The sequence below is a fragment of the Streptomyces sp. NPDC054834 genome, from assembly GCF_053611185.1.
This window is the reverse complement of sequence record NZ_JBSGZV010000072.1, coordinates 1-25,261: the sequence shown is the minus strand read 5'-3', so window position 1 is coordinate 25,261 and position 25,261 is coordinate 1. Positions and strand designations below refer to the sequence as shown.

Here is a 25,261-nt window from a genome sequence, read left to right as displayed (position 1 = left end):
CTCCCCCGAGGAGCACCCCCCGGACGACTGGTCCGTGGAGCCCGCCGCCATGGAGGACCCGGTGCACCCCCGGACGCCCAACCGCACCGCTGTGGCCGCCGTCCTCTTCGACCGTGACGGCACGCTCGTCGAGGACGTCCCCTACAACGGCGACCCCGACCGGGTGCGGCTGCTGCCCGGCGCCAGGGAGGCCGTGGCACTGCTGCGCACGGCGGGCATCCCGACCGGGGTGGTCAGCAACCAGTCCGGCATCGGACGCGGGCTGCTCACCGACGCCGACGTGCGCCGCGTCAACGACCGGGTGGACGCCCTGCTCGGCGGGATCGGCACCTTCGTGTACTGCCCGCACCTGCCCGAGGCCGGCTGCGCCTGTCGCAAACCCCGCCCGGGCCTGATCCTCGAGGCCGCCCGGCGCCTGGGCGTGGACCCCCGGCACTGCGTGGTGATCGGCGACATCGAGGCCGATGTCCTGGCCGCGCGAGCCGCGGGCGCCCGAGCCGTGCTGGTGCCCAACCCCGCCACCCGCCCCGAGGAGATCGCCGCGGCCCCCGACACCGCCACCGACCTGCTCACCGCGGTACGGAGGATCCTCGCCGGGGAGCGAGGTGACCCTTCGTGAAGGCCTTGGTCGTGCGCCTGGACAGCTTCGGCGACGTGCTGCTGGCGGGGCCCGCGGTACGGGCGGTCGCCGCTGGGTCCTCGCACGTCACGATGTTGTGCGGGCCGCGCGGAGAGCCCGCCGCGCGGCTGCTGCCCGGGGTCGACGACGTGATCGTGTGGGAGGCGCCCTGGGAGGGCTTCGAGCCGCCCGAGGTGAGCGAGGCGGACATCGACGGGCTCGTGAGGCGGCTGACGGAGGCCGCCTTCGACACCGCCCTCGTCCTGACCTCCTTCCACCAGAGCCCGCTGCCCACCGCCCTGCTGCTGCGGCTGGCCGGGGTCGGACGGATCGGCGCCGACAGCGTCGACCACCCCGGCCGCCTCCTCGACGTACGCCACCGGCGGCTGCCCGGCCGGCACGAGGCCGAGGCCGCGCTCGACACCGCCGCCGCGATGGGTTTCCGGCCGCGCCCGGGCGACGACGGCAGGCTGCGCGTCGTACCCCCGCCCGACACGGTCGCCCTGACCGGCGACGGCCCGTACGTCGTCGTCCACCCCGGCGCCAGCGCGCCGGCCCGTGCCTGGAGCCCCGACCGCTGCGCGGAGGCGGTCGCCCTGCTCAGCGACGCCGGACACCGGGTCGTCGTCACCGGCGGGCCGGGGGAGAGGGGCCTCACCCGGCAGGTCAGCGGTGAGACCGGGGTGGACCTCGGTGGCCGCACCGACCCGCGCACCCTGGCCGGCGTGCTGCGCATGGCCGACGTAGTGGTCTGCGGCAACACCGGCCCCGCACATCTGGCGGCGGCCGTCGGTACGCCGGTGGTGTCCCTGTTCGCGCCGGTGGTCCCGGCCGAGCGGTGGGCCCCGTACGGCGTGCCGTGCGTGCTCCTCGGCGACCAGCGGGCGCCGTGCGCCGACAGCCGGGCGCGGCACTGCCCGGTCCCCGGCCATCCGTGCCTGGCGGAGGTCACGGCCCAGGACGTGGTGAGCGCGGTGCACAAGCTCCACAAGGAGAGGACCAGGGAGAGCACATGAACGTCCTTGTCTGGCATGTGCACGGCTCGTGGCTGACCTCGTTCGTGCAGGGGCCGTACACCTTCCTCGTGCCGGTGCTGCCCGACCGCGGACCGGACGGCCTGGGCCGGGCCCGCACCTGGCAGTGGCCCGCCTCCGTGCGGGAGTCGACCCCCGCCGATCTGCGGGAGGCCGACATCGACCTGATGGTGCTCCAGCGGCCGCACGAACTGGAGCTGGCCCACCGGTGGACGGGCCGCCGCCCCGGCATCGACGTGCCCGCCGTGTATGTCGAGCACAACGCCCCGCACGGGACGGCCGACGGCAGCCGCCACCCGCTCGCCGACCGCACCGACATCACCCTCGTCCACGTCACCCACTTCAACCGCCTGATGTGGGACAACGGCAGGGCGCCCACCGAAGTCGTCGAGCACGGCATCATCGACCCGGGCCACCTGTGGACCGGTGACGATCCCCGTGCCGCCGTCGTCGTCAACGAGCCGGTGCGGCGCGGCCGTACGACCGGAACGGACCTGCTGCCGACGTTCGCGCGCTGGGCTCCGCTGGACGTCTTCGGCATGCGTACCGGAGGGCTCGCCGACCATCTCGGACTCCCGCCCGGCCGCTGCCGCAGCCGGGACCTGCCCCAGGGCGAACTGCACCCGGCGATGGCCCGGTGCCGCCTCTACGTCCACCCGATCCGCTGGACCTCGCTCGGGCTGTCCCTGCTGGAGGCCATGTTCCTCGGCATGCCGGTGGTGGCTCTGGACACCACCGAGGTGCGCGAGGCCGTCCCGGAGGGAGCGGGGGTGGTCTCCAACCGGTTCGACGTGCTCGAGGACGCGGTGCGCGGCTTCCTCGCGGATCCCACGCACGCCCGGCTGACAGGGGAGGCCGCCAGGGCCGCGGCACAGGCCCGCTACGGAGAGCGGCGCTTCCGGGACGAGTGGGAGCGCCTGATCAAGGAGGTCACCCGATGAGCCACAGCTACCCTTCGGCCGGCCGTGTCGCCATGGTGTCCGAGCACGCCAGCCCGCTGGCCGAGCTCGGCGGACCGGACGCGGGTGGCCAGAACGTGTACGTGGCCCAGGTCGCCCGGCAGCTGGCCCGCCGCGGCCACGAGGTCGTGGTGTACACACGCCGGGACGACCCACGGCTGCCGGACCGGGTCACCACGCCCGACGGCGTGCAGGTCGCCCACGTGCCCGCCGGGCCGGCGGCCCCCATACCCAAGGACGAACTCCTGCCCTACATACCGGAGTTCGGCGCCTGGCTGGCCAAGGAATGGGCCACGGAGTCGCCCGACGTGGTGCACGCCCACTTCTGGATGTCCGGGATGGCGGCCCTGGCCGGCGCGCGCGGAGCGGGCATCCCCGTGGTGCAGACCTACCACGCCCTGGGCACCGTGAAGAAGCGCTACCAGGGTGCCGCCGACACCAGCCCGGCCGCCCGCATCGCGATCGAGACCGCCGTGGGCCGCGAGGCCGACGCCGTCATCGCCACCTGCCGGGACGAGGTGGCCGAACTCGAGGCCATGGGCCTGTCCCCCCGGACCATCTCCGTCGTGCCCTGCGGGGTCGATCCCGACCAATTCGCTCCGGTCCCCGGCGCCAGGCGCGAACGGCGCGCGCCCCGGCGGCTGGTGACGGTCGGCCGGCTCGTCCCCCGTAAGGGCTTCGACCGCGCCATCCGCGCCCTCGCCGACGTGCCCGACGCCGAACTCCTCATCGCCGGCGGGCCCGAACAGGCCCTGCTCGCCGCCGAACCGGAGGCGGAGCGGCTCTGGGCGGTCGCCGAGGAGCACGGAGTCGCCGACCGGGTGACCCTGCTGGGCGGGGTGAGCCGCGAGGCGATGCCCCGGCTGATGTCCGGCGCCGACCTGGTGCTGTCCCTGCCCCGCTACGAACCGTTCGGCATCGTCCCGGTCGAGGCCATGGCCTGCCGGGCCCCCGTGGTCGCCACCGCCGTCGGCGGGCAGCTCGACACCGTGGTGCACGGCCGCACCGGCGTCCTGGTCCCCGCCGAGGACTCCGACGACCCCGGCGACGCGGACCACGACATCGGCGCGACCGTCCGCCGGCTGCTGGACGACCCGGCCCTGCTCGCCCGGTACGGCGCCCAGGGACGGCAGCGCGTCCTCGACCGCTACACCTGGGACCGCGTGGCCGACGGCGTGGCCCGGGTCTACGCCGCCGTATCGTCCGTCCCCTCGCTCTCGGGAGTCGTCCGATGAAACTCGTCACCGACGTCACGCACTGCGACGACCTGATGAAGGCCCTCGAAGGATTCCGCGAGGACGCCCCGCTGATCCAGCGCTGGGGCACCGCCCTCGCCGGCCGCCTCGGCGGCGGCGCCCGGCTGCTGGTCGCGGGCAACGGCGGCAGCGCGGCCCAGGCCCAGCACCTGACCGCCGAACTGGTCGGCCGCTACCGCGAGGACCGCCCCGCGTTCTCCGCGCTCGCGCTGCACGCCGACACCTCCTCCACCACCGCCATCGCCAACGACTACGGCGTCCAGGAGATCTTCGCCCGGCAGGTCGCCGCGCACGGCCGGGACGGCGACCTGCTGATGCTGCTGTCCACCAGCGGCGCCAGCGCCAACCTGCTGGTCGCGGCGGACGCGGCGCACCGGCTCGGCATGACCGTCTGGTCCCTGACCGGTCCCGCACCCAACCCGCTCCAGGCCGCCGCCGACGAGGCCCTGTGCGTGGAGGCGTCGACCGGCGCCACCGTCCAGGAACTGCACCTGGTGGCCGTGCACATGCTCTGCGAGGCCTTCGACCAGGCCGTGGCCCAGCGCGACCGGGAACAGCGGGCCGTCGGCGGGGACCAGCGAGCTGTCGGCCGGGACCAGCGAGCCGCCGCCCGGGAACGGCGACGGCGCTGGGCGGCCCCGGGGGAGGACGCCGTATGACCGCCCCCGCACCGCTGCTCGTCGTCGGGGACGCGCTGCTCGACCACGACCTGACCGGCCGCGCCGAGCGGCTCGCCCCCGACGCGCCCGTGCCCGTCGTCAGCGGCGTCCGGCGCGCCACCCGCCCGGGCGGCGCCGCCCTCGCCGCGTGTCTGGCCGCCGCCGACGGCCGCGAGGTCACCCTGATCACCGCGCTGGGCGACGACCCGGCCAGCGACACCTTGCGCGGGCTGCTGGCCGGCCGGGTCCGTTTGGTCCAGCTGCCCCTGACCGGCGCCCTGTCCAGCAAGACCCGCGTCCTCGCCGAAGGCCGGCCGCTGCTGCGCCTGGACGACGGCGACGGGCGGGCCCGGGACGCCACCGACGAGGCCCGCCGGGCGGTCGCCGGCGCCGGGGCCGTCCTCGTCGCCGACTACGGCCGCGGCACCGCCGACGTGCTGCGCGACGCGCTGACCGGCGCCGCGGCGCACGTCCCCGTCGTCTGGGACCCGCACCCGCGCGGCGGACCACCCGTCCCCGGCGTCCGCGCGGCGACCCCGTCGGCGACCGAGGCCCGCGCCTTCGCGAGCCGCCTCGGCGGCGACGGCGAGCCGCAGCCCGGCGGTGAACTGCGCACCGCCGCCAGGGACGCCGACACCCTCGTCCACGCCTGGCGGGCCGCCTCCGTCACCGTCACCCTGGGCGGCCGGGGCGCGCTGCTGTCGCACGGCGGGACCCCGCTGATGGTGCCCTCGCCGGTCACCGCCGACGGCGACGCCTGCGGGGCCGGCGACCGGTTCGCCGCGACGGCCGCCGGACTCCTGGCGGACGGCGAACTCACCGAGACCGCCGTCCGGGGAGCCGTGCACGCCGCCACCCGGTACGTCGCCGAAGGCGGCGTCCGCTCCCTCGGCACCCTCGACTCCCCGGGCTCCCTGGGCTCCACGGGCCCCCGCACCGACGCCGCCGACGAGCCCCGCCCGGCCGCCGCGGGCGAGCCGGCCGAGGACGCCCTGCGCACGGCCGCCCGGGTCCGCGAGGCGGGCGGTACTGTCGTCGCCGCCGGCGGCTGCTTCGACCTGCTGCACGCCGGACACGTCGCCCTCCTCCAGGCCGCGCGCCGCACCGGTGACTGCCTGATCGTGTGCGTCAACTCCGACGCGTCCGTGCGCCGCCGCAAGGGCGACGGCCGCCCGCTCGTGCCCCAGGCCGACCGGATCCGGGTGCTGCGCGCCCTGGAGTGCGTCGACGCGGTCGCCGTCTTCGACGAGGACACCCCCGAGCGGCTGCTCGGCGAACTGCGCCCGCACATCTGGGCCAAGGGCGGCGACTACGCCCTGACCGAGCTGCCGGAGGCCTCGCTCGTCGCGAGCTGGGACGGGCAGGTCGTGCTCTTCCCCTACCTCGACGGCCGCTCCACCACCGGTATCGCCGAGCGCGCGGCCCTGGGACCGCGACCGGAGAGCCTGGCCCGCACCGGCCCGAACGGCCGGAGGCGACGGTGACCGCCCCACCGGACAAGCCCCGTCTGCTGGTGCTGCGCGCGCTGGGCCTCGGCGACCTCCTCGCCGCAGTGCCCGCGCTGCGTGGCATCCGCCGGGCCTTCCCCCGGCATCACGTCGTCCTCGCGCTGCCCGCGACGCTCACCGAGGCGGCCCTCGCCACCGGGACCGTCGACGACGTGCTGCCCGCCGAGGCACCCGACCGGGGCGTGCCCTCGCTGGAGCACTGGCCGGGACCGCCCCCGGACCTCGCGATCGACCTGCACGGCAACGGCCCCGAGAGCCGCGACGCCCTCGCCGCCCTCCGCCCCCGCCGCCTGCTCGCCTTCGCCCACCCGGACCAGGCCCCCCGCCGCCCCGCCGACTGGCGGGCGGACGAGCACGAACGCGAGCGATGGTGCCGCTTCCTGCGGGCGTACGGCATTCCCGCCGACCCCGCTGACGTCCGGCTGCCCCCGCCGGCCACACCGTCCCCGGCGCCCGGCGCGGTCGTCGTCCACCCCGGCGCGGACGCCGCCGCCCGCCGCTGGCCCGCCGAACGCCACGCCGAGGTCGTGCGGCGGCTGCGGTCCGCCGGGCACCGGGTCGTCCTCACCGGCGGGCCGAATGAGGACGACCTGGTGCTGGACGTCGCCGCCCGCAGCAGCCTGCCCGCGCAGGACGTGCTGCGCGGCGGACTGCCCTTCGGCGCCCTGTCGGCGCTCGTCGCCGGCGCCGCGCTGCTCGTCAGCGGTGACACCGGACCCGCCCACCTCGCGGTGGCGCACGGCACGCCCTCCGTCACGCTCTTCGGGCCGGTGCCACCCCATCTGTGGGGCCCACCGCCGTCCCCGCGGCACCGCGCCCTGTGGCATCCCGGCCCGCCCGGCGACCCGCACGGCTCCGCCCCCGACCCGCAGCTGCTGCGGATCACGGCCGACGAGGCAGTCGCCGCGGCGCTCGCCCTGCTGCGGCCCGACCCGTCACGTGCCGTTGTCCCGAAGGGAGGTGAGCCCCGTGTTCCCTCTGCCCGGCCCTGACGCGCCGCCCGCCCGCGCCGCCGCGCCGGACGGCCGGGTCACCGTCGCCATGATCACCCGGGACCGCCGCGTCAGCGTGCTGCGCACCCTCGACGCCCTGACCGCACTGCCCGAGCGGCCGCCCGTCATCGTCGTCGACAACGGCAGCGACGACACCACCCTGCGAGCGATACGCCGCCACCCGGTGGCCGCCCGCGTCCTCTGGCCCGGCCGGAACACCGGCGCCCTGGGCCGCAACCTCGCCGTACAGCACGCGCGCACCCCCTATGTCGCCTTCAGCGACGACGACTCCTGGTGGGAGCCGGGCAGCCTCGGCCGGGCCGCCGACGTGCTCGACGCCCACCCCCGCCTCGGCCTGCTGGCCGCCCGCACCCTGGTCGGCCCCGAGGGCACCGAGGACCCGCTCAACGAGGTGCTCGCCGCCTCCCCGCTGCCGGACGAACCCGACCTGCCGGGCCGTCCGGTCCTGGGCTTCCTCGGCTGCGCCTGCGTGGTACGCCGGGACGCCTTCCTCGCCGCGGGCGGCTACCACCCGGTGCTCTTCTTCGGCGGCGAGGAGACCCTCCTCGCCTACGACCTCACGGCCGGCGGCTGGGGCGTCTCCTACGAGCCCTCCCTGACCGCCCGCCACCATCCCGAGCCCTCCCACCGGGCAGACCGCGGCCACCTCCAGCTCCGCAACGAGGTCCTCACCCTGTGGCTGCGCCGTCCGGTCCCGGTGGCCCTCAAGGCCAGCGCCCGCCTGACCGCCGCCGCCGTCACCGGCCGGCCCGCCGCCCGCCCGGCTCTGCGCGGGCTCGTCACCCGCCTTCCGGCCGCGCTCGCCCGGCGCCGCCGACTGCCCGCGCACGTCGAGCGGGCGGCCCGGCTGCTCGATGGACCCGCGCCCGCCACGACCCGGGGGAGCGCACCGGCATGAGCGCACACACCGCCGAACGGGACGGCCGTACGACCGTGGTGGTGATCACCCACAACCGGCGCACCGAACTGCTCCGCACCCTCCGGCTGCTGCGTGACCTGCCCGAGCGGCCCCCGGTGATCGTCACCGACAACGCCTCCACCGACGGCACCGCCGACGCGGTCCGCCGCGGCTTTCCCGACGTCCGGCTGCTGACCCCCGGCCGGAACATGGGAGCCGTCGGCCGCAACCTGGCGGTCCGCCGGGTGCGCACGCCCTATGTCGCCTTCTGCGACGACGACTCCTGGTGGGAGCCGGGCAGCCTGCGGCGCGCGGCGGACATCCTCGACAAGCGGCCCCGGCTCGCCGCCGTCACGGCCCGCATCGTGGTGGAGCCCGCCGGCACGGAGGACCCCGTCGTACGGGAACTGCGGGAATCCCCGCTCACCGGCCCCGACTGGCTGCCGGGGCCGCCGCTGGGCTCCTTCCTCGCGGCGGCCACCGTGCTGCGCGCCGACGCCTTCCGCGGCGCGGGCGGCTTCCACCCCGGACTCTGGCTCGGCGGCGAGGAGGAGCTTCTGGCCACCGACCTCCAGCGGCAGGGCTGGTGGCTGAGCTACGCGGAGGACCTGACGGTCCATCACGAGGCGTCCGTACTGAGGGACAGCACGGACCGCCGGATCCTCGGACTGCGCAACACGCTGTGGTTCACCTGGCTGCGCCGGCCCCTGCTGCCCGCGCTGCGCCACACGGCCCATCTGATGGCCACCGTCCCCCGGGACGCCGCCTCGGCCCGTGCCTTCGCCCGCGCGGTGGCCGGACTGCCCTGGATCCTGCGGCAGCGCGACCCCGTACCGCCGGAGCTCGAACACCGGCTGACGGCACTGCAACGCGCCCGGCGCGACTCACCGGCCCGGCGGTACGTGGGGTGAGCGGCTACGGGCGGCCGGTCACTCCTCGGCCGCCTGCTGCGTCCAGGTCCAGGCGTACTGGAGCCAGTCCGCAACCGTCAGCGCGCCGAGACCGCCGCAGACCAGGCGGGTGGCGTGCGGTGCCGAGGCGTAGCAGCACACCAGGACGCCGGCCAGCCAGGCCGAGGTGCAGAACGGACAGGACACCAGTTCACCGACGGCACGCCGGACCCCGCTGCCGCGCGGTGCGTCCGAGACCTCGCTCGCCTCGCCCTCGGACTCGCGGCGGGTGAACGGCGCCCTGACGAAACTGGTCACCTTGTCCCTCGTCAGCAGCCTCGAAGCCTTGTACGCGGCGGTCCCCATCAGGGCGACGTCCCAGGGCGGCACCCGCTGCGGCAGCCGTACACCGCGGCGGCGCGCCACCGCGGCGAACACGGCGGCACCCGCCGTGAACGCGCCGGCGAGCAGGGCGTAGCCCCCGAGGGGCTCCTCGCCCTCGTCGTCGTAGCGCACGCTGTCCGTCGTCATGGCACCTCCCGATGGCACGCCGGATCCTCGCCGACGGGCCGGCACCGAGTTCCCCGGGGCGCGGCCGCCACACGTGGTCACCGGTGGCGGCGGTCCTGAGGCGGGGCGCGGCCCGACCGCCCATACTGTTGCTACGTACGGATCTGCTGCTGCGCACGGATCTGCGTACGGAGCCCTTCCCGGAGAGAACCCGCCGTCGTGCGGCTGTCCCGGACCGCTGTCCGGTCCCCTCGCCTCCTTCGACAAGGAGTTCCGGATGACCCAGACCCAGCGTCCGTCTCCCTCCCCGTCGAATCTGCGGATCGGCCTGCTCGGCTCGTACGGCGGGTGCAACATCGGCGACGAGGCGATCCTCCAGTGTGTGCTCAGCTGCCTGCGCGCGCACCGCCCCGACGCCCGCCTGGTCGTCTTCAGCCGGCACGTCGACCACACCCGGCTCCACCAGCCGCAGGCCGACGAGGTGGTCGCCTGGGAGGGGGTCCCGCAGAAACCCGTGCTCGACGCCCTGGCGAGCCTGGACCTGCTGGTGCTCGGCGGCGGCGGAATCCTGTACGACGGTGAGGCGCGCCGCTATCTGCGGCTGGTCCGCGCGGCCCACGAACGGGGGGTGCGCAGCTTCGCCTACGCCGTCGGCGCGGGCCCGCTGCGCGAGCCGGAGGACCGGGAGGCGGTACGCGCCGTGCTGCCCGCCATGGACGACATCGTGGTACGCGACGAGGAGTCCCGGCTGGTGCTGGAGGAGGTCGGCGTCGAGTGCGAGCTCACCGTCACCGCCGACCCCGCGCTGCTGCTGCCGCCGGAGCCGTTCACCGAGAAGATGATGCGCGAGGAGGGCCTCCCCGTCGGCGGCCGCCTCGTCGGGATGTCCGTACGGGAACCGGGCCGGGCGGCGGAGAACCTCGACGAGGCCAGCTACCACGCGCTCCTCGCCGACGTGGCCGACTTCCTGACCCGGCGCCTGGACGCGCACGTGGTCTTCGTGCCGATGGAACGCCAGGACGTCCACCACGCGCACGGCGTACTGTCCCGGATGAGCGCGCCGGACCTCGGGCGCATCCTCCACAACCGGTACAGCCCGGGCCAGGTGCTGGGCTTCATGCGCCACCTCGACCTGGTCGTCGGCATGCGCCTGCACTTCGTGATCTTCGCGGCGGTCACCGGCCTGCCCTTCCTGCCGCTGCCGTACGCCGGCAAGGTCTTCGACTTCGCCCGCCGCACCGGCGCGCCGACGCTGGTCGGCGTGGCCCGGGAACAGGCCGGACTGCTGCTCGCCGAGGTGGACCGGCTCTGGGACGAGTTCCCGCAGCGCCGCGTGGACCTGGGCACCCGCGTGGCCGGGCTGCGGGCACTGGCCGGGGAGACCTGCGTCCGTTGCGGTGACCTCCTCGACTCCCTCGACGGCGGCCCGCGGGACACCGCACGGCACCGGGAGCCCGGGCTGTGCCTGTTGACCACGGCTGCGGCGGCGGTCCGGGCCGACGGAAGGTAGCGGAGCGATGCCCCTCCTGGAAGAACCGCGCCACCCCAGGACCGTCACCCTCCCGCCACGCCCGGCCCGGCACGGCGGGCGGACGGACGTCCTGGTGGTGGGCGGCGGCCCGGCCGGAACCGCCGCCGCGTACGCGGCCGCCGACGCCGGCGCCGACGTCGTGCTCGTGGAGCGCTACGGGTTCCTCGGCGGCAACGCCACGGTGGCCCTCGTGATGCCGCTGATGTCCTTCCACAACGAGCAGAAGCAGGCCGTGTTCGCCGACTCCTGGGAGCAGGGCGACCGGCTGCTGCCCGGCGACCACGGCGAGGGCGAGGCGGTGGTCGCCGGCTTCCTGTGGCGGCTGCTGGACCGGCTCACCGAACGCGGCGGCTGCATCCCGCCCTCGCTGGAGACCGGCTACACCGTGCCGTTCGACCCGGAGATCTTCAAGCTCGTCCTGCTGGACCTGCTCGACGGGGCGGGCGTGCACCTGCTGCTGCACGCCTTCGCCTCCACCGCGCTGCCCCTGGACGACGGCTGGCGGGTGGCGTTCGAGACCAAGTCGGGACCGGTGGTGATCGACGCCGGGGTCGTCGTCGACGCGACCGGCGACGGCGACGTGGCCACCGCCTGCGGAGCGCCCTGCGAGATCGGGCGCCCCGAGGACGGACTCGTCCAGCCGATGACGCTGATGTTCCGGGTCGCCGACTTCGCGCGGCCGCGATTCGCCGAGTACGTGCGCTCCCACCCCGACCAGTGGCGCGGGGTGCACGGGCTGTGGGACCTGGTCGAGGAGGCCACCGCGGCGGGCGAGCTGAGCCTGCCGCGCGAGGACATCCTGTTCTTCGGCACCCCGCACCCCAACGAGGTCGCCGTCAACAGCACCCGGGTCACCGGGGCACTGGGCATCGACGTCTGGGACCTGACCCGGGCCGAGTACCTCGCCCGCCACCAGATGGCCCAGATCGACCGCTTCCTGCGCAGCCGCGTCCCCGGCTTCGAGAACGCCTACGCGGTGCAGAGCGGCACCCAGATCGGCGTACGGGAGACCCGCCGCGTCCTAGGCGACCACCAGCTGACCGGGCACGACATCCTCCAGGCCCGCGCCTTCCCGGACGTCGTCGCGCACGGCGCGTACCCGATCGACATCCACAACCCGCAGGGCACCGGAACCGTCCTCAAGCGCGTGCCGCGGGGGCGTTTCTACGACATCCCGCTGCGTGCGCTGCTGCCCCGCGGCATCGAACGGCTGCTGGTCGCCGGCCGCTGCATCTCCGGCACCCACGTGGCGCACTCCTCGTACCGAGTGATGCCCATCGCGATGGCCACCGGCCAGGCGGCGGGCGTCTGCGCCGCGCTCGCCGTGCGCCTGGGCCGGCGCCCCCGCGAGGTGCCCCACCGGGTCGTCCAGCAGGAACTCCTGCGCCAGGGCGCCCGCCTGCGCTGCGAGGCAGCCGACCTCGCGCCTACGCCTCAGTGACCGGGCGCGGCCCCTGCCGGGGACGGCTCCGGTACGGGGCCGGGCTCGGGAGGACGCGGGTCGGGGGGCGGGGTGGGCGACGGGCCGGGCGGCGGTTCGGGGACCGGGTTCGGCAGCGGGGGACCGGGAGCGGGATCGGGGCGCCCCGGGCCCGGCGGGGGCGGGGTGGGCTCCGGCGGGACGGGGATGGGTGGCTGGACCATGTTCGCCTCCTTCGTAGAAAAGCTGTGTGTTCCCCGTATCCCGCGCGTCACGCCCCACGACGGAATCCCGTGGCGGTACGGACCGCTCCCCTGGGAGACTTCCCCCGTGATCGACGATCTCCCCGAGGGCCTGACGGCCCGGCACCCCGCAGCCGACGACCACCCGAGCGTGCTGGCCGTGCTCGAGGAGTGGTGGGGCGGCCTCAAGGGCGCGGCCGGAGCCCGGGAGCGCGCCCTGCTGCTGCCCCGCCTGTACTTCCAGCACTTCACCACCACCAGCTACCTGGTCGAGCACGGAGACGGTGCACTCGCGGCCTTCCTCGTCGGCTTCCTTTCGCAGACCGACGCCGACGCCGCCTACGTGCACTTCGTCGGCGTCGACCCGGCTCTGCACGGCCGGGGCGTCGGCCGCGCCCTCTACCGGTCCTTCTTCCAGCTGGCCCGGTCCCACGGCCGCCGCTTCGTGCACTGCGTCACCAGCCCGCAGAACACCGCCTCCCAGGCCTTCCACACCCGCCTCGGCTTCACCGTCTCCCCGGTCCGGCCCGACTACGACGGCCCCGGCCTCGACCGCGTGACCTTCACCCGCGACCTGGCGTAGACCTTGCCTGGCGCGGGTGCTCGGCGCACGCTGTTGGTATGCCTGGTCACGACGGTCCGACGCTCATCGGCTCCGTGCAACGGGCGTTCCGCCTGCTGGAGGCGGTGAGCGCGCACGCCAACGGCGCGCCGGCGAAGCAGCTGGCGCGGGAGACGGGCCTGCCCCTGGCCACCGCCTACCACCTGCTGCGCACGCTGGTGTACGACGGATACGTACGCAAGCTCGACGACGGCGTCTTCGTCCTGGGTGACAAGCTTCAGACGCTGCACACCAGGGGCAGCGGTCAGACCCTGCTCAGCCGGATCCGGCCCACGCTCGCCGCACTGCGGGACGAGTTCGGCACCGCCGCCTACCTGACCTTCTACGAGGAGGGCGAGATCCGGGTCGCGGAGATCGTCGACGGTCCCCGGGCGCCCCGGGTCGACCTGTGGGTGGGATTCGAGGACGCGGGGCACGCCACCGCGCTGGGCAAGTCCGTGCTGCGCGAGCTGGACGACGACTCCCGCCAGGACTACCTCTCCCGCCACCACCTCCCCGACCTCACTCCGCGAACCATCACCAGCGCCGTCGAACTGCTCCGGCGGCTCGACACCTCGCCGGTGGCCCCGGCGGTCACGGACCTGGAGGAGTACTCCCTCGGCACGGTGTGCGTCGCGGTGCCCGTCTACAGCGGGACCACGCTCGGCTCGCTCGGCGTCTCGCTGCCCGCGGACCGGATCTCCCGGATCGAGGAGATCAGGGCGCGGCTGCTCCCGACCGCGAGCCGCGTGACCAGGAACCTGTCGCTCACTATCTGAAATTCCGCGGCTTGTCTCGCGGGGGAACAAACCCGTTTCCTGGATGAAACGGACTTTTCGGGAGTCTCCCCCGGCGCACAGGTGAGGACTGCGGAAGATACATGAGTCAGGCCCGAGACCACGGCGGCCACCGGCCGATACGACTGCTCAGGAGCCGAGCGCTCGGTCACCGAGCGGCCGGTCACCGAGCGGCGGCCCGCGGGCGGGCCGCCGCACAGCTGGCCGTCGGCACCCCCGTACTGCCCGTACTGCCCGTACTGATCGTCTGCCTCGTCGTGCTCGTCGACCTCCTCGGCGGAGCCGGGATGATCTGGCTGCCCCTGCTCGCCACCGGACCCGCGCTGTCCGCCACCACCAACGGGCCGCGCGGAGTGCTGTGCGTGGGGCTTCTCGCCGCCGCGCTGAGCGCGACGCTGGGCGCCCGCGACGGTGTTCCGCTCGGCGAACTGGCGGCCGTACTGTCCGCCCTGCTGGCCGTCACTCTGGCCAGCTGCCTGACCAGCGCGCGGCGCGGCCGCCGGGAAAGGGTGCTGGCGGCCGTCCGGTCGGTCGCGGAGGCCGCCCAGCACGCGCTGCTCAAGCCCGTACCCACGACGGTCGGACCGTTCCAGGTGGCCGTCCGCTACAGCGCCGCGGCAGCGGAGGCCCGTATCGGCGGGGACCTCTACGCCCTGGTGCCCACCCCCTACGGGGTGCGGCTGATCGTCGGTGACGTGCGCGGCAAGGGACTGCCCGCCGTGGGCACCGCCGCCCTGGTCCTCGGTGTCTTCCGGGAGGCCGCCTACGACGAGCCCGATCTCCTCGCCGTGGTCGGCAGGATCGAGCGGAGCCTGGCGCGCAACCTCGGGGACGACGACTTCGTCACCGCCGTGGTCGCCGGATACCCGTCACGCGGACGTCTCGAAGTGGTCAACTGCGGACACGCGCCGCCTCTGCTGGTGCGCGAGTCCGGAGGCGTCGAGGCGGTGGAACCGACCCACCCGGCCCCGCCCCTCGGCCTGCGCGCCCTCTCCGGGCAGACCCCCAGCCTCCAGGTGCTGCCGTTCGCCGAGGGGGACCAACTGCTGCTGTACACGGACGGGGTCACCGAGGCCCGCGACCACGGCCGTGAGTTCTATCCGCTCGCCGAGGGGCTGGCCCGCCATGTGTCCGGCGAACCGGCACGCACCCTGGCCGCACTGCACGACGAACTGCTGACCCATGTGGGCGGTCGGCTGCACGACGACGCCGCGCTGCTCCTGCTGCGGGTGCCGGCCGCCACGGAACGGCCGGTCGCCGAGTCCGCCGTCGTCGGACTCGCTCAGGTCTGAGCCGTCCAGCCGCGTGCGGCCGTGACGAGGTCGGCCCACCGGGTGATTCCGCCGGAGTGGATGCGGATGCCGTGCCGGGCGGCCAGCGCGTGGACGATGTGCTCGCCGCGACCGTGCTCGTCCGGGTCGACACAGGCCGGCGGCTGCCCTGCCGTGCGCGCCGGTCCCGCGTCGGTGACCTCGACACGCAGGATGCCGGTCCCCTCGCCCCGGATCCAGGACAGCCGCAGCTCCGCGGGGGGCAGGGCGTGCACGAGCGCGTTGGTCAGCAGCTCCGACACCACGAGCAGAGAGTCCTCGACGATCTCCGGGGACACGTTCCAGTCGGCCAGAACCGCCCCGGCCCGTTTGCGTACGGCGGAAACGGCCCCGCTGGCGGGCGGCAGCGCGAAGACGTGCTCCACTGTGTCGCGGGGCACCGGATCGAGCTCCAGCTGTACCGACATCAGGTCTCCTCCCGTGAACCGGCGGTGCGCCTGGCCTCAGCGCGCTGTGCCGGGCCACATAGCAAAGTAAGAAGCCGGACGAACCCAGGTCAATGAACGCCGGTCGGCATTGCCGAACGCTTACGGATGACCCGTGCCAGCGCCTTCGATTTGCACGAAAGGCGGACAGTCCACAGCGGTAATAGGCTCGATTCATGACCGGCCCGGTCCAGTCGATCGAACGGGCGGCGGCGATCCTGCGTCTGCTCGCCGGTGGACCTCGCCGACTCGGACTCGGCGAGGTGGCGGCCTCGCTCGGGCTGGCGAAGGGCACCACCCACGGGATCCTGCGCACCCTCCAGCACGTGGACTTCGTCGAGCAGGACGCGACGACCGGAAAGTACCAGCTCGGGGCCGCCCTGCTGCACCTCGGCACCAGCTACCTCGACGTCAACGAGCTGCGGTCGCGCTCCATCAACTGGGCCGATGCCCTGGCCGCCCGCAGCGGCGAAGCGGTTCGCCTGGGCACCCCGCTGGAGGGCCAGGTCCTCGTCGTCCACCACGTGTTCCGGCCGGACGACAGCCTCCAGACCCTGGACGTGGGCTCACTGCTGCCGCTGCACGCGTCCTCGCTCGGCAAGGTCCTGCTGGCCTTCGGAACCGCGCCCCTGGAGGAGGCCCTGGAAGCCGGGCTGGAGGCGTACACCCGCCACACTCTCGCCGTCCCGGAGCAGCTCAACCGGGCCCTCGCCGAGGTCAGGGAGGTCGGATGGGCCGCCGAGGTCCAGGAGATGAGCATGGGCGAAGCCGGTGTCGCCGCGCCGATCCGGGGGCACGGCGGCCTCGTGGTGGGTGCCATCGGACTGTCCGGCCCCGTCGAGCGGATCTGTGACAGCCAGGGCCGGCCCCGGCCGAACCTGATCACGCTGCTGCGCGAGGCCGCACGGGCGATCTCCAGAGACCTGGGAGCGGCCCGCTGGTGATGCGCCGCCAGTCCCCGCCGCGACACATCGGAAGGGCAGACCCGATCATGGTTGAACGGTATGTGATGTCCGTCGATCAGGGCACCAACTCCACCCGATGCATTCTGTTCGACCACCACGGGCGGCTGGTGTCCGTGGCCCAGCGTGAGCACCGGCAGCACTTCCCCAGGCCCGGATGGGTCGAGCACGACGCCGTCGAGATCTGGCGCAATCTGCTGCGGATCGTGCCCGAGGCCCTGTCCGGCGCCGATGTCGCCGTCCAGGAGGTCGCCGCCATCGGTATCACCAACCAGCGGGAGACGACGGTGCTCTGGGACCGGCGGACGGGCGACCCGCTGGGCAGGGCGATCGTCTGGCAGGACGTCCGCACGGCACCGCTCGTCGAGCAGCTCAAGCGCGAACCCGGCGAGGAGTTCTTCATCGAGCGCTGCGGCCTGCCCCCCTCGACCTACTTCTCCGCGCTGCGCATCCGCTGGTTGTTCGACCAGGTCACGGGGCTGGAGCAGCGTGCCAGGGACGGCGAGGTGCTGTTCGGCACGATGGAGAGCTGGCTGATCTGGAACCTCACCGGGGGCGTGGACGGCGGCCTGCACATCACCGACGCCACCAACGCCAGCCGCACGATGCTGATGAACATCCGCACGCTCACCTGGGACGAGGAGCTGCTCGCGTTCTTCGGCGTGCCCCGGCCGATGCTGCCCGAGATCCGGCCGTCCGCCGAGACCTACGGCGAAGCCCGCTCGGTCCTGCCGGGCATCCGGGTCACGGCCGCCCTCGGCGACCAGCAGGCCGCCCTCTTCGGGCAGACCTGCTTCTCCCCGGGCGAGGCGAAGTGCACCTACGGAACGGGCAGCTTCCTGCTCCTCAACACCGGCTCCGACCTCGTACGGTCCCGGCACGGACTGCTCACGACCGTCGCCTACAAAATCGGCGCTCAGCCGCCGGTCTACGCCCTGGAGGGTTCCATAGCCGTCACCGGCTCCCTGGTCCAGTGGTTCCGTGACCGGCTGGGACTGATCAGCACCGCGCCGGAGATCGAGACCCTCGCGCGAACGGTCGAGGACAACGGCGGCTGCTACATCGTCCCCGCCTTCTCCGGGCTGTTCGCACCCCGCTGGCGCAGTGACGCCCGCGGTGTCATCGTCGGCCTCACCTCGTACATCACCAAGGGCCACCTGGCCCGGGCCGTCCTGGAGGCCACCGGCTGGCAGACGCGCGAGGTCGTCGACGCCATGAACGCCGACTCCCCGCTCCCCCTGAGGGAGCTGAAGGTGGACGGCGGCATGACGGCCGACAACCTGCTCATGCAGTTCGTGGCCGACGTGCTCGACGTGCCCGTGGTGCGGCCCATGGTCGCCGAGACGGTCTCCCTCGGCGCCGCCTACGCCGCGGGCCTCGCCGTCGGCTACTGGCCGGACCTGGAGGTCCTGCGCCGCAACTGGCACCGGGCCGCCCAGTGGCTGCCGGACATGGACCCCGAGCGGCGGGAGGAGGAGTACGACCACTGGCAGCGGGCCGTGGAGCGCTCACTGGGCTGGATCAGACCGCAGGGGAACTCGTAGCGAGGTGACCGCGAGCAGTACCAGCGCGAGCCCCAGCGTCACCACCAGGTGGCCGTGCCCGAGGAGCGCGGCGTCCGTGAGCGCGCCGCCGAGCATGGCCGGCACCGACAGCACCCGGCGGCCCGGCCGTGGCGCCGCCCCGCCCGCCGGAGCGGAGTCGGCGGCCAGCCCGGTCAGGGTGTAATCGAGGGCGAGTTCCGGACGCGGCTGGCTGAAATTCTCGAAATCCGCCGCCGCCCAGGTGAGGTTCTCACCCGCGCCGTTGAGGCGCAGCCAGGCGTCCCCGTCCCCGGGGCGGGTCATTTCGATCCAGCGGGTGAGGTCGGATATCTCCTGCCCCGGTGTCTGCGGAAAGAGGTGATAGGCGATCCGCAGCGACAGCCGGCCTTCCGCGGCCAGTTCCACGATGGATCCGCGCATTGCGGACGACGAGTTCCGCGGCATTGCCGGTGGCTCGCGGGACCAGCCCGCCGACCGGCATGGATGACACCGTGGGAAACCCTTCCCGAAATCGAATCGCTGCGGTGTCACGCCAAGCCGGACCTCCGGGCCCGGATGCGTTCGCGCACCGAATCCGTTCCCACAGCGCACCGGCATTCGGTGCGCTGTGAGAACACAGGGAGTGCACTCGTGGACGATTACCGGCCCTCCGGCGGATTTACCGTTACCGGCGTCTCGACTCATCACCGCACCACTCGGAACACCAGGAGAAACCCATGCCCGACGCCGCCCGGCCGGTCACGCCGGTACTGGAGCCCGCGGCGGCCGCCTTCGCGGAGGCGACCGCCAACCCGCCCTATCTCTTCGACCTGCCCCCCGCGGAAGGGCGCAAGGCGGTCGACGAGGTGCAGTCCGGCGACATCGACAAGCCCGCCGTCGACGAGGAGTGGATCACCGTCTCCGGCGGCCCGACCGGCGAGGTCCGCGCCCGCGTCGTCCGCCCGGCGGGAGCGACGGGACAGCTTCCCGTGATCCTCTACATCCACGGCGCGGGCTGGGTCTTCGGCAACGCCCACACCCACGACCGCCTGGTCCGCGAACTCGCCGTCGGCGCCGGCGCGGCGGTGGTCTTCCCCGAGTACGACCTCTCGCCCGAGGCCCGCTACCCGGTCGCCATCGAGCAGAACTACGCGGTCGCCCGGTGGGTCGTGGAGCAGGGCGGCACCAAGGGCCTGGACGGCTCGCGCCTCGCCGTGGCCGGTGACTCCGTCGGCGGCAACATGACCGCCGCCCTGACCCTGATGGCCAAGGAGCGCGGCGGTCTGCCGCTGGTCCAGCAGGTCCTCTTCTACCCGGTCACCGACGCGAGCTTCGACACCGGCTCCTACCACCAGTTCGCCGAGGGCTACTTCCTGCGCCGCGACGGCATGCAGTGGTTCTGGAACCAGTACACGACCGACGACGACCAGCGCGCCGAGATCACCGCCTCCCCGCTGCGCGCCACCACCGAGCAGCTCACCGGCCTGCCCCCGGCCCTGGTCATCACCGCCGAGGCCGACGTGCTGCGCGACGAGGGCGAGGCCTACGCGAACAAGCTGCGCGAGGCCGGAGTCCCGGTCACCGCCGTCCGTGTCCAGGGCATCATCCACGACTTCGTGATGCTCAACGCCCTGCGCGGGACATACGCGGCCCAGTTCGCCATCACGCTGGCCGCGGACACCCTGCGCGCCGCCCTGCACACCGCCTGAACCCGGGGAGCCACACCGACATGACCACCTCCACCCCCACCGTCGTCCTGGTCCACGGCGCCTTCGCCGACGCCGGCAGCTGGTCCGGAGTCATCGCCGAACTCCAGGGCCACGGCATCCCCGTGATCGCCCCGCCCAACCCGCTGCGCGGCCTCGCCTCCGACGCCGCCTACGTCGCCTCCGTGGCCGCCCAGATCGACGGCCCGGTGGTCCTGGTCGGCCACTCCTACGGCGGTGCCCTCATCACCGTGGCCGGCACCACCGAGAACGTCGTCGGCCTGGTCTACGTGGCCGCCTACGTCCTGGAGGAGGGCGAGAGCCTCGGCGAGCTCCAGGGCCGCTTCCCGCTCTCCCCGCTGGTGAGCAACCTCAAGGAGTGGACGTACCCGGTGGCGGGCGGCGAGCGGGCCGTCGAGGTCACCATCGCCGAGGACGCCTTCCCGTCGGTCTTCGCCGCCGACGTGCCCGCGGGCGTCACCAAGATCCTCGCCGCCGCCCAGCGTCCGCTCGCGGCCGCCGCATTCGAGGAGACCGCCACCGCGGCGGCCTGGAAGACCAACCCCCCCTGGGCGCTGATCGCCGGCGCGGACGAGGCGATCAACCCCGAGGTGGAACGCTTCGGCGCCAAGCGCGCAGGTGCCACCGTCGTGGAACTCGAGGGCGCCTCCCACGCGGTCGCCGTCTCCCGGCCGAAGGAGGTCGCCGACCTGATCCGCGAGGCGGTCCGCACGACGGGCTGAGCAGTCCGTGTGACGGCCGCGCGGGCGTGTCCTCCTCGGGGGAGCGTCCGCGCGGTGCCTTGTGTGCCGGGACGCTCACATGCCCTCGGCCCACTGTGTGCGGCGGTCTTAACTCCGGATGGTCCGCGGAGCGACCCTCGTGTAATGAGCCCTTCGTACCGTCGCGGCGTACGACAGGACGACCCAGTACACGACAAGGGGGGCGCCCGTGGCCGCGCCGGACTCGGGGAGCGACGGCGTGCCGGAGACGGTGCGGACGGTCTGCTCGTACTGCGGTGTGGGCTGCGGCATGGTCCTCGACGTCGGTACGGGACCGGACGGACGCCGCACGGTCCTGAAGGCGTCCGGCGACAAGGAGCACCCGGCGAACTTCGGCCGGCTGTGCACCAAGGGCGCCACCACCGCCGAGATGCTCTCCGCCCCGGGCCGGCTGACCACGGCCCTGGTCCGGCCCGAGCGCGGCGACGAGCCGGTGCCCGCCCCGCTGGACGCGGCGGTCGCTCGGACGGCGGGGCGGCTGCGGGCGATCGTCGACGAGCACGGGCCCGACGCGATCGCCCTGTACGTCTCGGGGCAGATGAGCCTCGAGGCCCAGTACCTCGCCAACAAGCTCGCCAAGGGGTTCATCCGGACCAACCAGATCGAGTCCAACTCCCGGCTGTGCATGGCCAGCGCCGGCACCGGCTACAAGCTGTCGCTCGGCGCGGACGGCCCGCCCGGCTCCTACCAGGACCTCGACCGGGCGGACGTGTTCCTGGTCATCGGCTCGAACATGGCCGACTGCCACCCCATCCTCTTCCTGCGCATGATGGACCGGGTGAAGTCGGCCGGCGCCAAGCTGATCGTCGTCGACCCGCGTCGCACCGCCACCGCCGCGAAGGCCGACCTGTTCCTCCAGATCAGGCCGGGCACCGACCTCGCGCTGCTCAACGGCCTGCTGCATCTGCTGCACGAGAACGGGCACACCGACCCCGACTTCATCGCCGCCCACACCGAGGGCTGGGAGGCGATGCCCGCGTTCCTCGCCGACCACCCGCCCGCCGCCGTCGCCGAGCTCACCGGCCTGGCCGAGGACGACATCCGCGAGGCGGCCCGGCTGATCGGCGAGGCGGGGGAGTGGACCAGTTGCTGGACGATGGGCCTCAACCAGTCCACGCACGGCACCTGGAACACCAACGCCCTGGTCAACCTGCACCTCGCCACCGGGAAGATCTGCCGCCCCGGCAGCGGCCCCTTCTCCCTCACCGGCCAGCCCAACGCCATGGGCGGCCGGGAGATGGGCTACATGGGCCCCGGCCTGCCCGGCCAGCGGTCCGTCCTCGCCGACGCAGACCGCGCCTTCGTGGAGGCGCTGTGGGAGCTGCCCCCGGGCACCCTCCGCGCGGACGGCGCCGGCCGGGGCACCGTCGAGATGTTCCGGAAGATGGCCGACGGCGACATCAAGGCGTGCTGGATCATCTGCACCAACCCGGTCGCGTCCGTCGCCAACCGCCGCACGGTCATCGAGGGCCTGGAGGCCGCCGAGTTCGTCGTCACCCAGGACGTCTTCACCGACACGGAGACGGGTGCGTACGCCGACGTCGTCCTACCGGGCGCCCTGTGGACCGAGTCCGAGGGCGTCCTCGTCAACAGCGAACGCAACCTCACCCTCGCCCGGCCCGCCGCCGACCCGCCCGGCGAGGCCACCGCCGACTGGCGGATCATCGCCGCCGTCGCCCGCGCCATGGGCTACGAACAGGGCTTCTCCTACGACAGCGCCGAGCAGGTCTTCGAGGAGCTCAAGCGGGCCCACAACCCGCAGACCGGCTACGACCTGCGCGGAGTCAGCTACGAGCGGCTGCGGACCACCCCCGTCCAGTGGCCCGCCCCGACCGCCGACGGCCCCGACCGCAACCCCGTCCGGTACGTCGACGAGGACGGCACCCTCACCTTCCCCACCCCCTCCGGCCGTGCCGCCTTCCACGCCCGCCCGCATCTGCCGCCCGCGGAGATGCCGGACGACGACTATCCGTACGTGCTCAACACCGGCCGGCTCCAGCACCAGTGGCACACCCTCACCAAGACGGCGAAGGTGCCCAAGCTGAACAAACTCAACCCCGGCCCCTTCGTCGAGGTGCACCCCGGGGACGCCGCCGCCCTGGGCATAGCCGACGGCGACTCGGTGGAGGTCGCCTCCCGGCGCGGGCGCGCCGTGCTGCCCGCCGTCGTCACCGACCGGGTGCGGCCGGGCTGCTGCTTCGCGCCCTTCCACTGGAACGACCTGTTCGGCGAGTACCTCAGTGTCAACGCGGTCACGAACGACGCCGTGGACCCGCTGTCCTTCCAGCCCGAGTTCAAGGTGTGCGCGGTGTCGCTGGCCAAGGTGCCGGCACCGGTGACCGTGCGGCCCCCGCGCGAGGAGACACCGGCGGTCGTGGTGCCGTCCGCGAGCCCGCTCTCCGCCGCCGCCGTCTTCGGGCTCGACCCCGCCCCGCCGCCCGTCCTCACCGAGCGCGAACGGCAGTACCTGGTCGGCTTCCTGGCCGGCGTCCCCGTCGGCGTCCCCGGTGTCCCGGTGCTGCCGCCGGACGCCCCGTTCAGCCCCGAGCACGCCCTGTGGGTCAACGGCACCCTCGCCGGGATGTACTCCAGGGCGGCCGGCGTCCCGCAGGTCGTGACCGCCGCCGGCCGCCAGGTCGTGATCCTGTGGGCCTCGCAGACCGGCAACGCCGAGGAGTTCGCCGCCGCCACCGCCGACCGGCTCACCTCCGGCGGCCACGCCGCCTCCCTCGTCGCCATGGACGAGGCCGACCTCACCGCGCTGCCGTCCGACGCCGACCTGCTGCTCATCACCAGCACCTTCGGCGACGGCGACGCCCCCGACAACGGGGCCGGCTTCTGGGACACCCTGGCCGCGCCCGACGCCGGCCGCCTGGAGGGCCGGCGCTACGCCGTCCTGGCCCTCGGCGACTCCTCGTACGACGACTTCTGCGGGCACGGCCGCCGCCTGGACCGGCGCCTGGACGAACTGGGCGCGGTCCGCCTGGCCCCGCGCACCGACTGCGAACCCGACTACGAGAGCACCGCCCAGGCCTGGCTCGACCAGGTGCTCACCGCCATCGAGGACGCCCGGACGGCCGCGGCCCCGGTCCCCGCTCCGGCCGCCGGCCGCGCCCGGAAGCCCGCCCCGGTGACCGCCCGCCTGACCGGCAACCGGCTGCTCAGCCTGCCAGGCGCGGGCAAGGAGGTCCGCCGCTTCACCTTCGACACCCGCGACAGCGAGCAGCCCCTCGTCTACGAGGCGGGCGACGCGCTGGGCGTACGGCCCCTGAACTCCCCGGAGCTGGTGACGGAATGGCTGGCCGTCACCGGCCTGGACGCGGAGGCGGCGGTACGGGTCGACGGCGTGGGCGAGGTCTCCCTCGGGGACGCCTTCCTGCGCCACCTCGACATCACCCGCCTCGGCCCCGGCCTGCTGCGCTTCGTCGCCGACCGGGCCCGCGACCCGCGCGAGCTGCGCAAGCTGCTGCGCCCGGACAACAAGGGCGAGCTGGCGAAGTGGTCCTGGGGCCGGCAGGCGGTGGACGTCGTCACCGAGTACGGTGTCCGCGCGGACGAGCAGGCCTGGGCCGACGTGCTGGGCCGCCTGCAACCCCGCCTGTACTCGATCTCCTCCAGCCCGCTGACCGACCCCCACCTGGTGTCGCTGACGGTGTCCGTCGTCCGGTACGAGAACCTGCGCGGCCGGGCCCGGCAGGGCGTCTGCTCGCCCTTCCTCGCCGACGCCGAAGCAGGCACCCCGGTACCCGTGCACGTCCAGCGCTCGCCGCACTTCCGGCCGCCCGCCGACCCCACCACCCCGATGGTGATGGTCGGCCCGGGCACCGGCGTGGCCCCTTTCCTCGGCTTCCTCCACGAGCGGCGGGCCCGTGGCCACCGGGCCCCCAACTGGCTGTTCTTCGGCGAACAGCACCGGGCCACCGACTTCTACTACGAGGAGGAGCTCACCGCCCTGCTCGCCGAGGGCACGCTCACCCGCCTGGACACCGCCTTCTCCCGCGACCAGCGCGCCAAGGTCTACGTCCAGGACCGGATGCGCGAACACGGCCCCCTGCTGTGGTCCTGGCTCCAGGACGGCGCCCACTTCTACGTCTGCGGCGACGCCTCCCGCATGGCCAGGGACGTCGACCGCGCCCTGAAGGACACCGCCGTGGTCCATGGCGGACTGACCGAGGACGACGCGGCGGCGTACGTCAAACAGCTCACCGCCGACAAGCGGTACGTGCGCGACGTCTACTGACCGTTCCTAAAGACTGAGCGGGAGTGAGTCCTGGTGCCAGGACTCGTGCTCAGCCGCGTGTCCCGAACGGTTGTGGGCACGCTGGTGGCCCGCTTTCGCTCCGCGTCCGGCGCCGTCGGATCGTGTCCGTGGTCCGGGAATGCGGGGGCGGCCCGCGGCCGGAGGCCGCTGATGGGCAGAGCCTCACGTCCCGGGATGCCCGGTGCGGCCTGGACGGTCCGATGCCCCACCGCATCACTCCGGTGTGGTGGGGGCGGTGCCGTCCGTCGCCGGATCGGGTGTCCCAGGGCGCGCCGTCCGATCGCCACGGCGGCAGCCTCGTGGCGCGTGGTGGTGCGGGTTGTGGTGGTCAGGG

21 protein-coding genes and 2 pseudogenes are annotated in these 25,261 nt (G+C 74.1%); 19 read left to right on the top strand and 4 right to left on the bottom strand.

Features of this window, described 5'->3' with window-relative positions; all coding sequences use genetic code 11:
• The first annotated feature begins 49 nt into the window (after positions 1–49).
• From ACWGJM_RS45885 to ACWGJM_RS45845, 9 genes are read left to right on the top strand one after another with little or no spacing between them, the layout of a single operon-like run.
• Entirely contained in the window at positions 50–619 is a 570-nt protein-coding gene (locus ACWGJM_RS45885) for a D-glycero-alpha-D-manno-heptose-1,7-bisphosphate 7-phosphatase (RefSeq protein ID WP_453417739.1), read from the top strand.
• Positions 616–1,635: a glycosyltransferase family 9 protein gene (locus ACWGJM_RS45880; RefSeq protein WP_453417732.1), complete on the top strand. Its 1,020-nt coding sequence runs from the start codon at positions 616–618 to the stop codon at positions 1,633–1,635. The genes ACWGJM_RS45885 and ACWGJM_RS45880 overlap by 4 nt, the downstream gene beginning before the upstream one ends.
• Entirely contained in the window at positions 1,632–2,594 is a 963-nt protein-coding gene (locus ACWGJM_RS45875; RefSeq protein ID WP_453417731.1) for a glycosyltransferase, read from the top strand. The genes ACWGJM_RS45880 and ACWGJM_RS45875 overlap by 4 nt, the downstream gene beginning before the upstream one ends.
• Positions 2,591–3,847: a glycosyltransferase gene (locus tag ACWGJM_RS45870; RefSeq protein ID WP_453417730.1), complete on the top strand. Its 1,257-nt coding sequence runs from the start codon at positions 2,591–2,593 to the stop codon at positions 3,845–3,847. Before ACWGJM_RS45875 ends, ACWGJM_RS45870 begins: the two co-directional genes overlap by 4 nt.
• A complete protein-coding gene (locus ACWGJM_RS45865) occupies positions 3,844–4,527 on the top strand; it encodes a D-sedoheptulose-7-phosphate isomerase (protein WP_453417729.1) in 684 nt (227 codons plus the stop codon). The genes ACWGJM_RS45870 and ACWGJM_RS45865 overlap by 4 nt, the downstream gene beginning before the upstream one ends.
• Entirely contained in the window at positions 4,524–6,011 is a 1,488-nt protein-coding gene (locus tag ACWGJM_RS45860) for a PfkB family carbohydrate kinase (RefSeq protein WP_453417728.1), read from the top strand. Before ACWGJM_RS45865 ends, ACWGJM_RS45860 begins: the two co-directional genes overlap by 4 nt.
• On the top strand, positions 6,008–7,027 hold the full coding sequence (locus tag ACWGJM_RS45855; RefSeq protein WP_453417727.1) for a glycosyltransferase family 9 protein: 1,020 nt from the start codon (positions 6,008–6,010) through the stop codon (positions 7,025–7,027). The genes ACWGJM_RS45860 and ACWGJM_RS45855 overlap by 4 nt, the downstream gene beginning before the upstream one ends.
• Before the next feature lie 49 nt (positions 7,028–7,076).
• Positions 7,077–7,946 carry a glycosyltransferase family 2 protein gene (locus tag ACWGJM_RS45850; RefSeq protein ID WP_453417738.1) on the top strand — a complete coding sequence of 290 codons (870 nt, stop codon included), beginning with the start codon at positions 7,077–7,079 and terminating at the stop codon, positions 7,944–7,946.
• Positions 7,943–8,857: a glycosyltransferase family 2 protein gene (locus tag ACWGJM_RS45845; RefSeq protein WP_453417726.1), complete on the top strand. Its 915-nt coding sequence runs from the start codon at positions 7,943–7,945 to the stop codon at positions 8,855–8,857. Before ACWGJM_RS45850 ends, ACWGJM_RS45845 begins: the two co-directional genes overlap by 4 nt.
• An 18-nt stretch (positions 8,858–8,875) precedes the next feature.
• Here the strand turns inward: ACWGJM_RS45845 and ACWGJM_RS45840 are convergent, their stop codons facing one another.
• The gene (locus ACWGJM_RS45840; protein ID WP_453417725.1) at positions 8,876–9,367 is read right to left on the bottom strand and encodes a DUF1360 domain-containing protein; all 492 of its coding nucleotides are present in this window, start codon (positions 9,365–9,367) and stop codon (positions 8,876–8,878) included.
• Between the two features lie 256 nt (positions 9,368–9,623).
• Between ACWGJM_RS45840 and ACWGJM_RS45835 the strand changes: the two genes are divergently transcribed.
• The 5 genes from ACWGJM_RS45835 to ACWGJM_RS45815 all read left to right on the top strand — a co-directional run bounded on the left by ACWGJM_RS45835 (position 9,624) and on the right by ACWGJM_RS45815 (position 15,229).
• Positions 9,624–10,856: a polysaccharide pyruvyl transferase family protein gene (locus tag ACWGJM_RS45835; protein ID WP_453417724.1), complete on the top strand. Its 1,233-nt coding sequence runs from the start codon at positions 9,624–9,626 to the stop codon at positions 10,854–10,856.
• 7 nt (positions 10,857–10,863) lie between these two features.
• Positions 10,864–12,318, top strand: a complete 1,455-nt coding sequence (locus ACWGJM_RS45830) for an FAD-dependent oxidoreductase (RefSeq protein ID WP_453417723.1) — start codon at positions 10,864–10,866, stop codon at positions 12,316–12,318.
• Between the two features lie 309 nt (positions 12,319–12,627).
• Entirely contained in the window at positions 12,628–13,122 is a 495-nt protein-coding gene (locus ACWGJM_RS45825) for a GNAT family N-acetyltransferase (RefSeq protein ID WP_453417722.1), read from the top strand.
• 38 nt (positions 13,123–13,160) lie between these two features.
• A complete protein-coding gene (locus tag ACWGJM_RS45820) occupies positions 13,161–13,919 on the top strand; it encodes an IclR family transcriptional regulator (RefSeq protein ID WP_453417721.1) in 759 nt (252 codons plus the stop codon).
• A 101-nt stretch (positions 13,920–14,020) separates the two neighbouring features.
• Complete coding sequence (locus tag ACWGJM_RS45815; protein WP_453417720.1) at positions 14,021–15,229, top strand: PP2C family protein-serine/threonine phosphatase; 1,209 nt, start codon at positions 14,021–14,023, stop codon at positions 15,227–15,229.
• Here ACWGJM_RS45815 and ACWGJM_RS45810 read toward each other — a convergent pair.
• Positions 15,220–15,675 (bottom strand): ATP-binding protein, encoded by a 456-nt coding sequence (locus ACWGJM_RS45810; RefSeq protein WP_453417719.1) that lies wholly within the window; start codon positions 15,673–15,675, stop codon positions 15,220–15,222. The genes ACWGJM_RS45815 and ACWGJM_RS45810 overlap by 10 nt on opposite strands.
• A gap of 194 nt (positions 15,676–15,869) precedes the next feature.
• On the opposite strand from ACWGJM_RS45810, the gene ACWGJM_RS45805 reads away from it, so the two are divergent.
• Together ACWGJM_RS45805 and glpK are read left to right on the top strand one after the other, a co-directional pair.
• Complete coding sequence (locus ACWGJM_RS45805) at positions 15,870–16,637, top strand: IclR family transcriptional regulator (RefSeq protein WP_453417718.1); 768 nt, start codon at positions 15,870–15,872, stop codon at positions 16,635–16,637.
• Positions 16,638–16,684: 47 nt separating this feature from the next.
• Complete coding sequence (gene glpK / locus ACWGJM_RS45800) at positions 16,685–18,199, top strand: glycerol kinase GlpK (RefSeq protein ID WP_453417717.1); 1,515 nt, start codon at positions 16,685–16,687, stop codon at positions 18,197–18,199.
• 180 nt (positions 18,200–18,379) lie between these two features.
• Here glpK and ACWGJM_RS45795 read toward each other — a convergent pair.
• Positions 18,380–18,610: pseudogene (locus ACWGJM_RS45795) on the bottom strand (amidohydrolase); the annotation flags it as partial.
• A 305-nt stretch (positions 18,611–18,915) separates the two neighbouring features.
• Between ACWGJM_RS45795 and ACWGJM_RS45790 the strand changes: the two are divergent.
• The 3 genes from ACWGJM_RS45790 to ACWGJM_RS45780 all read left to right on the top strand — a co-directional run bounded on the left by ACWGJM_RS45790 (position 18,916) and on the right by ACWGJM_RS45780 (position 24,906).
• A complete protein-coding gene (locus ACWGJM_RS45790) occupies positions 18,916–19,887 on the top strand; it encodes an alpha/beta hydrolase (RefSeq protein ID WP_453417716.1) in 972 nt (323 codons plus the stop codon).
• Between the two features lie 20 nt (positions 19,888–19,907).
• On the top strand, positions 19,908–20,627 hold the full coding sequence (locus ACWGJM_RS45785; protein ID WP_453417715.1) for an alpha/beta fold hydrolase: 720 nt from the start codon (positions 19,908–19,910) through the stop codon (positions 20,625–20,627).
• 289 nt (positions 20,628–20,916) lie between these two features.
• The gene (locus tag ACWGJM_RS45780) at positions 20,917–24,906 is read left to right on the top strand and encodes a molybdopterin-dependent oxidoreductase (RefSeq protein WP_453417737.1); all 3,990 of its coding nucleotides are present in this window, start codon (positions 20,917–20,919) and stop codon (positions 24,904–24,906) included.
• Positions 24,907–24,912: 6 nt separating this feature from the next.
• On the opposite strand, the pseudogene ACWGJM_RS45775 reads toward ACWGJM_RS45780, so the two are convergent.
• Positions 24,913–25,261 (bottom strand): annotated as a pseudogene (locus ACWGJM_RS45775) (IS200/IS605 family accessory protein TnpB-related protein); the annotation flags it as partial.

What these genes read in the sequence shown, in the direction of transcription:
- ACWGJM_RS45885 (WP_453417739.1), top strand. Translation starts at nt 50, where the DNA reads ATGGAGGACCCGGTGCACCCCCGGACGCCCAACCGCACCGCTGTGGCC.
- ACWGJM_RS45875 (WP_453417731.1), top strand. Translation starts at nt 1,632, where the DNA reads ATGAACGTCCTTGTCTGGCATGTGCACGGCTCGTGGCTGACCTCGTTC.
- ACWGJM_RS45870 (WP_453417730.1), top strand. Translation starts at nt 2,591, where the DNA reads ATGAGCCACAGCTACCCTTCGGCCGGCCGTGTCGCCATGGTGTCCGAG.
- ACWGJM_RS45865 (WP_453417729.1), top strand. Translation starts at nt 3,844, where the DNA reads ATGAAACTCGTCACCGACGTCACGCACTGCGACGACCTGATGAAGGCC.
- ACWGJM_RS45860 (WP_453417728.1), top strand. Translation starts at nt 4,524, where the DNA reads ATGACCGCCCCCGCACCGCTGCTCGTCGTCGGGGACGCGCTGCTCGAC.
- ACWGJM_RS45850 (WP_453417738.1), top strand. Translation starts at nt 7,077, where the DNA reads ATGATCACCCGGGACCGCCGCGTCAGCGTGCTGCGCACCCTCGACGCC.
- ACWGJM_RS45845 (WP_453417726.1), top strand. Translation starts at nt 7,943, where the DNA reads ATGAGCGCACACACCGCCGAACGGGACGGCCGTACGACCGTGGTGGTG.
- ACWGJM_RS45840 (WP_453417725.1), bottom strand. Translation starts at nt 9,367, where the DNA reads ATGACGACGGACAGCGTGCGCTACGACGACGAGGGCGAGGAGCCCCTC.
- ACWGJM_RS45835 (WP_453417724.1), top strand. Translation starts at nt 9,624, where the DNA reads ATGACCCAGACCCAGCGTCCGTCTCCCTCCCCGTCGAATCTGCGGATC.
- ACWGJM_RS45830 (WP_453417723.1), top strand. Translation starts at nt 10,864, where the DNA reads ATGCCCCTCCTGGAAGAACCGCGCCACCCCAGGACCGTCACCCTCCCG.
- ACWGJM_RS45820 (WP_453417721.1), top strand. Translation starts at nt 13,161, where the DNA reads ATGCCTGGTCACGACGGTCCGACGCTCATCGGCTCCGTGCAACGGGCG.
- ACWGJM_RS45815 (WP_453417720.1), top strand. Translation starts at nt 14,021, where the DNA reads ATGAGTCAGGCCCGAGACCACGGCGGCCACCGGCCGATACGACTGCTC.
- ACWGJM_RS45810 (WP_453417719.1), bottom strand. Translation starts at nt 15,675, where the DNA reads ATGTCGGTACAGCTGGAGCTCGATCCGGTGCCCCGCGACACAGTGGAG.
- ACWGJM_RS45805 (WP_453417718.1), top strand. Translation starts at nt 15,870, where the DNA reads ATGACCGGCCCGGTCCAGTCGATCGAACGGGCGGCGGCGATCCTGCGT.
- glpK (WP_453417717.1), top strand. Translation starts at nt 16,685, where the DNA reads ATGGTTGAACGGTATGTGATGTCCGTCGATCAGGGCACCAACTCCACC.
- ACWGJM_RS45790 (WP_453417716.1), top strand. Translation starts at nt 18,916, where the DNA reads ATGCCCGACGCCGCCCGGCCGGTCACGCCGGTACTGGAGCCCGCGGCG.
- ACWGJM_RS45785 (WP_453417715.1), top strand. Translation starts at nt 19,908, where the DNA reads ATGACCACCTCCACCCCCACCGTCGTCCTGGTCCACGGCGCCTTCGCC.
- ACWGJM_RS45780 (WP_453417737.1), top strand. Translation starts at nt 20,917, where the DNA reads ATGGTCCTCGACGTCGGTACGGGACCGGACGGACGCCGCACGGTCCTG.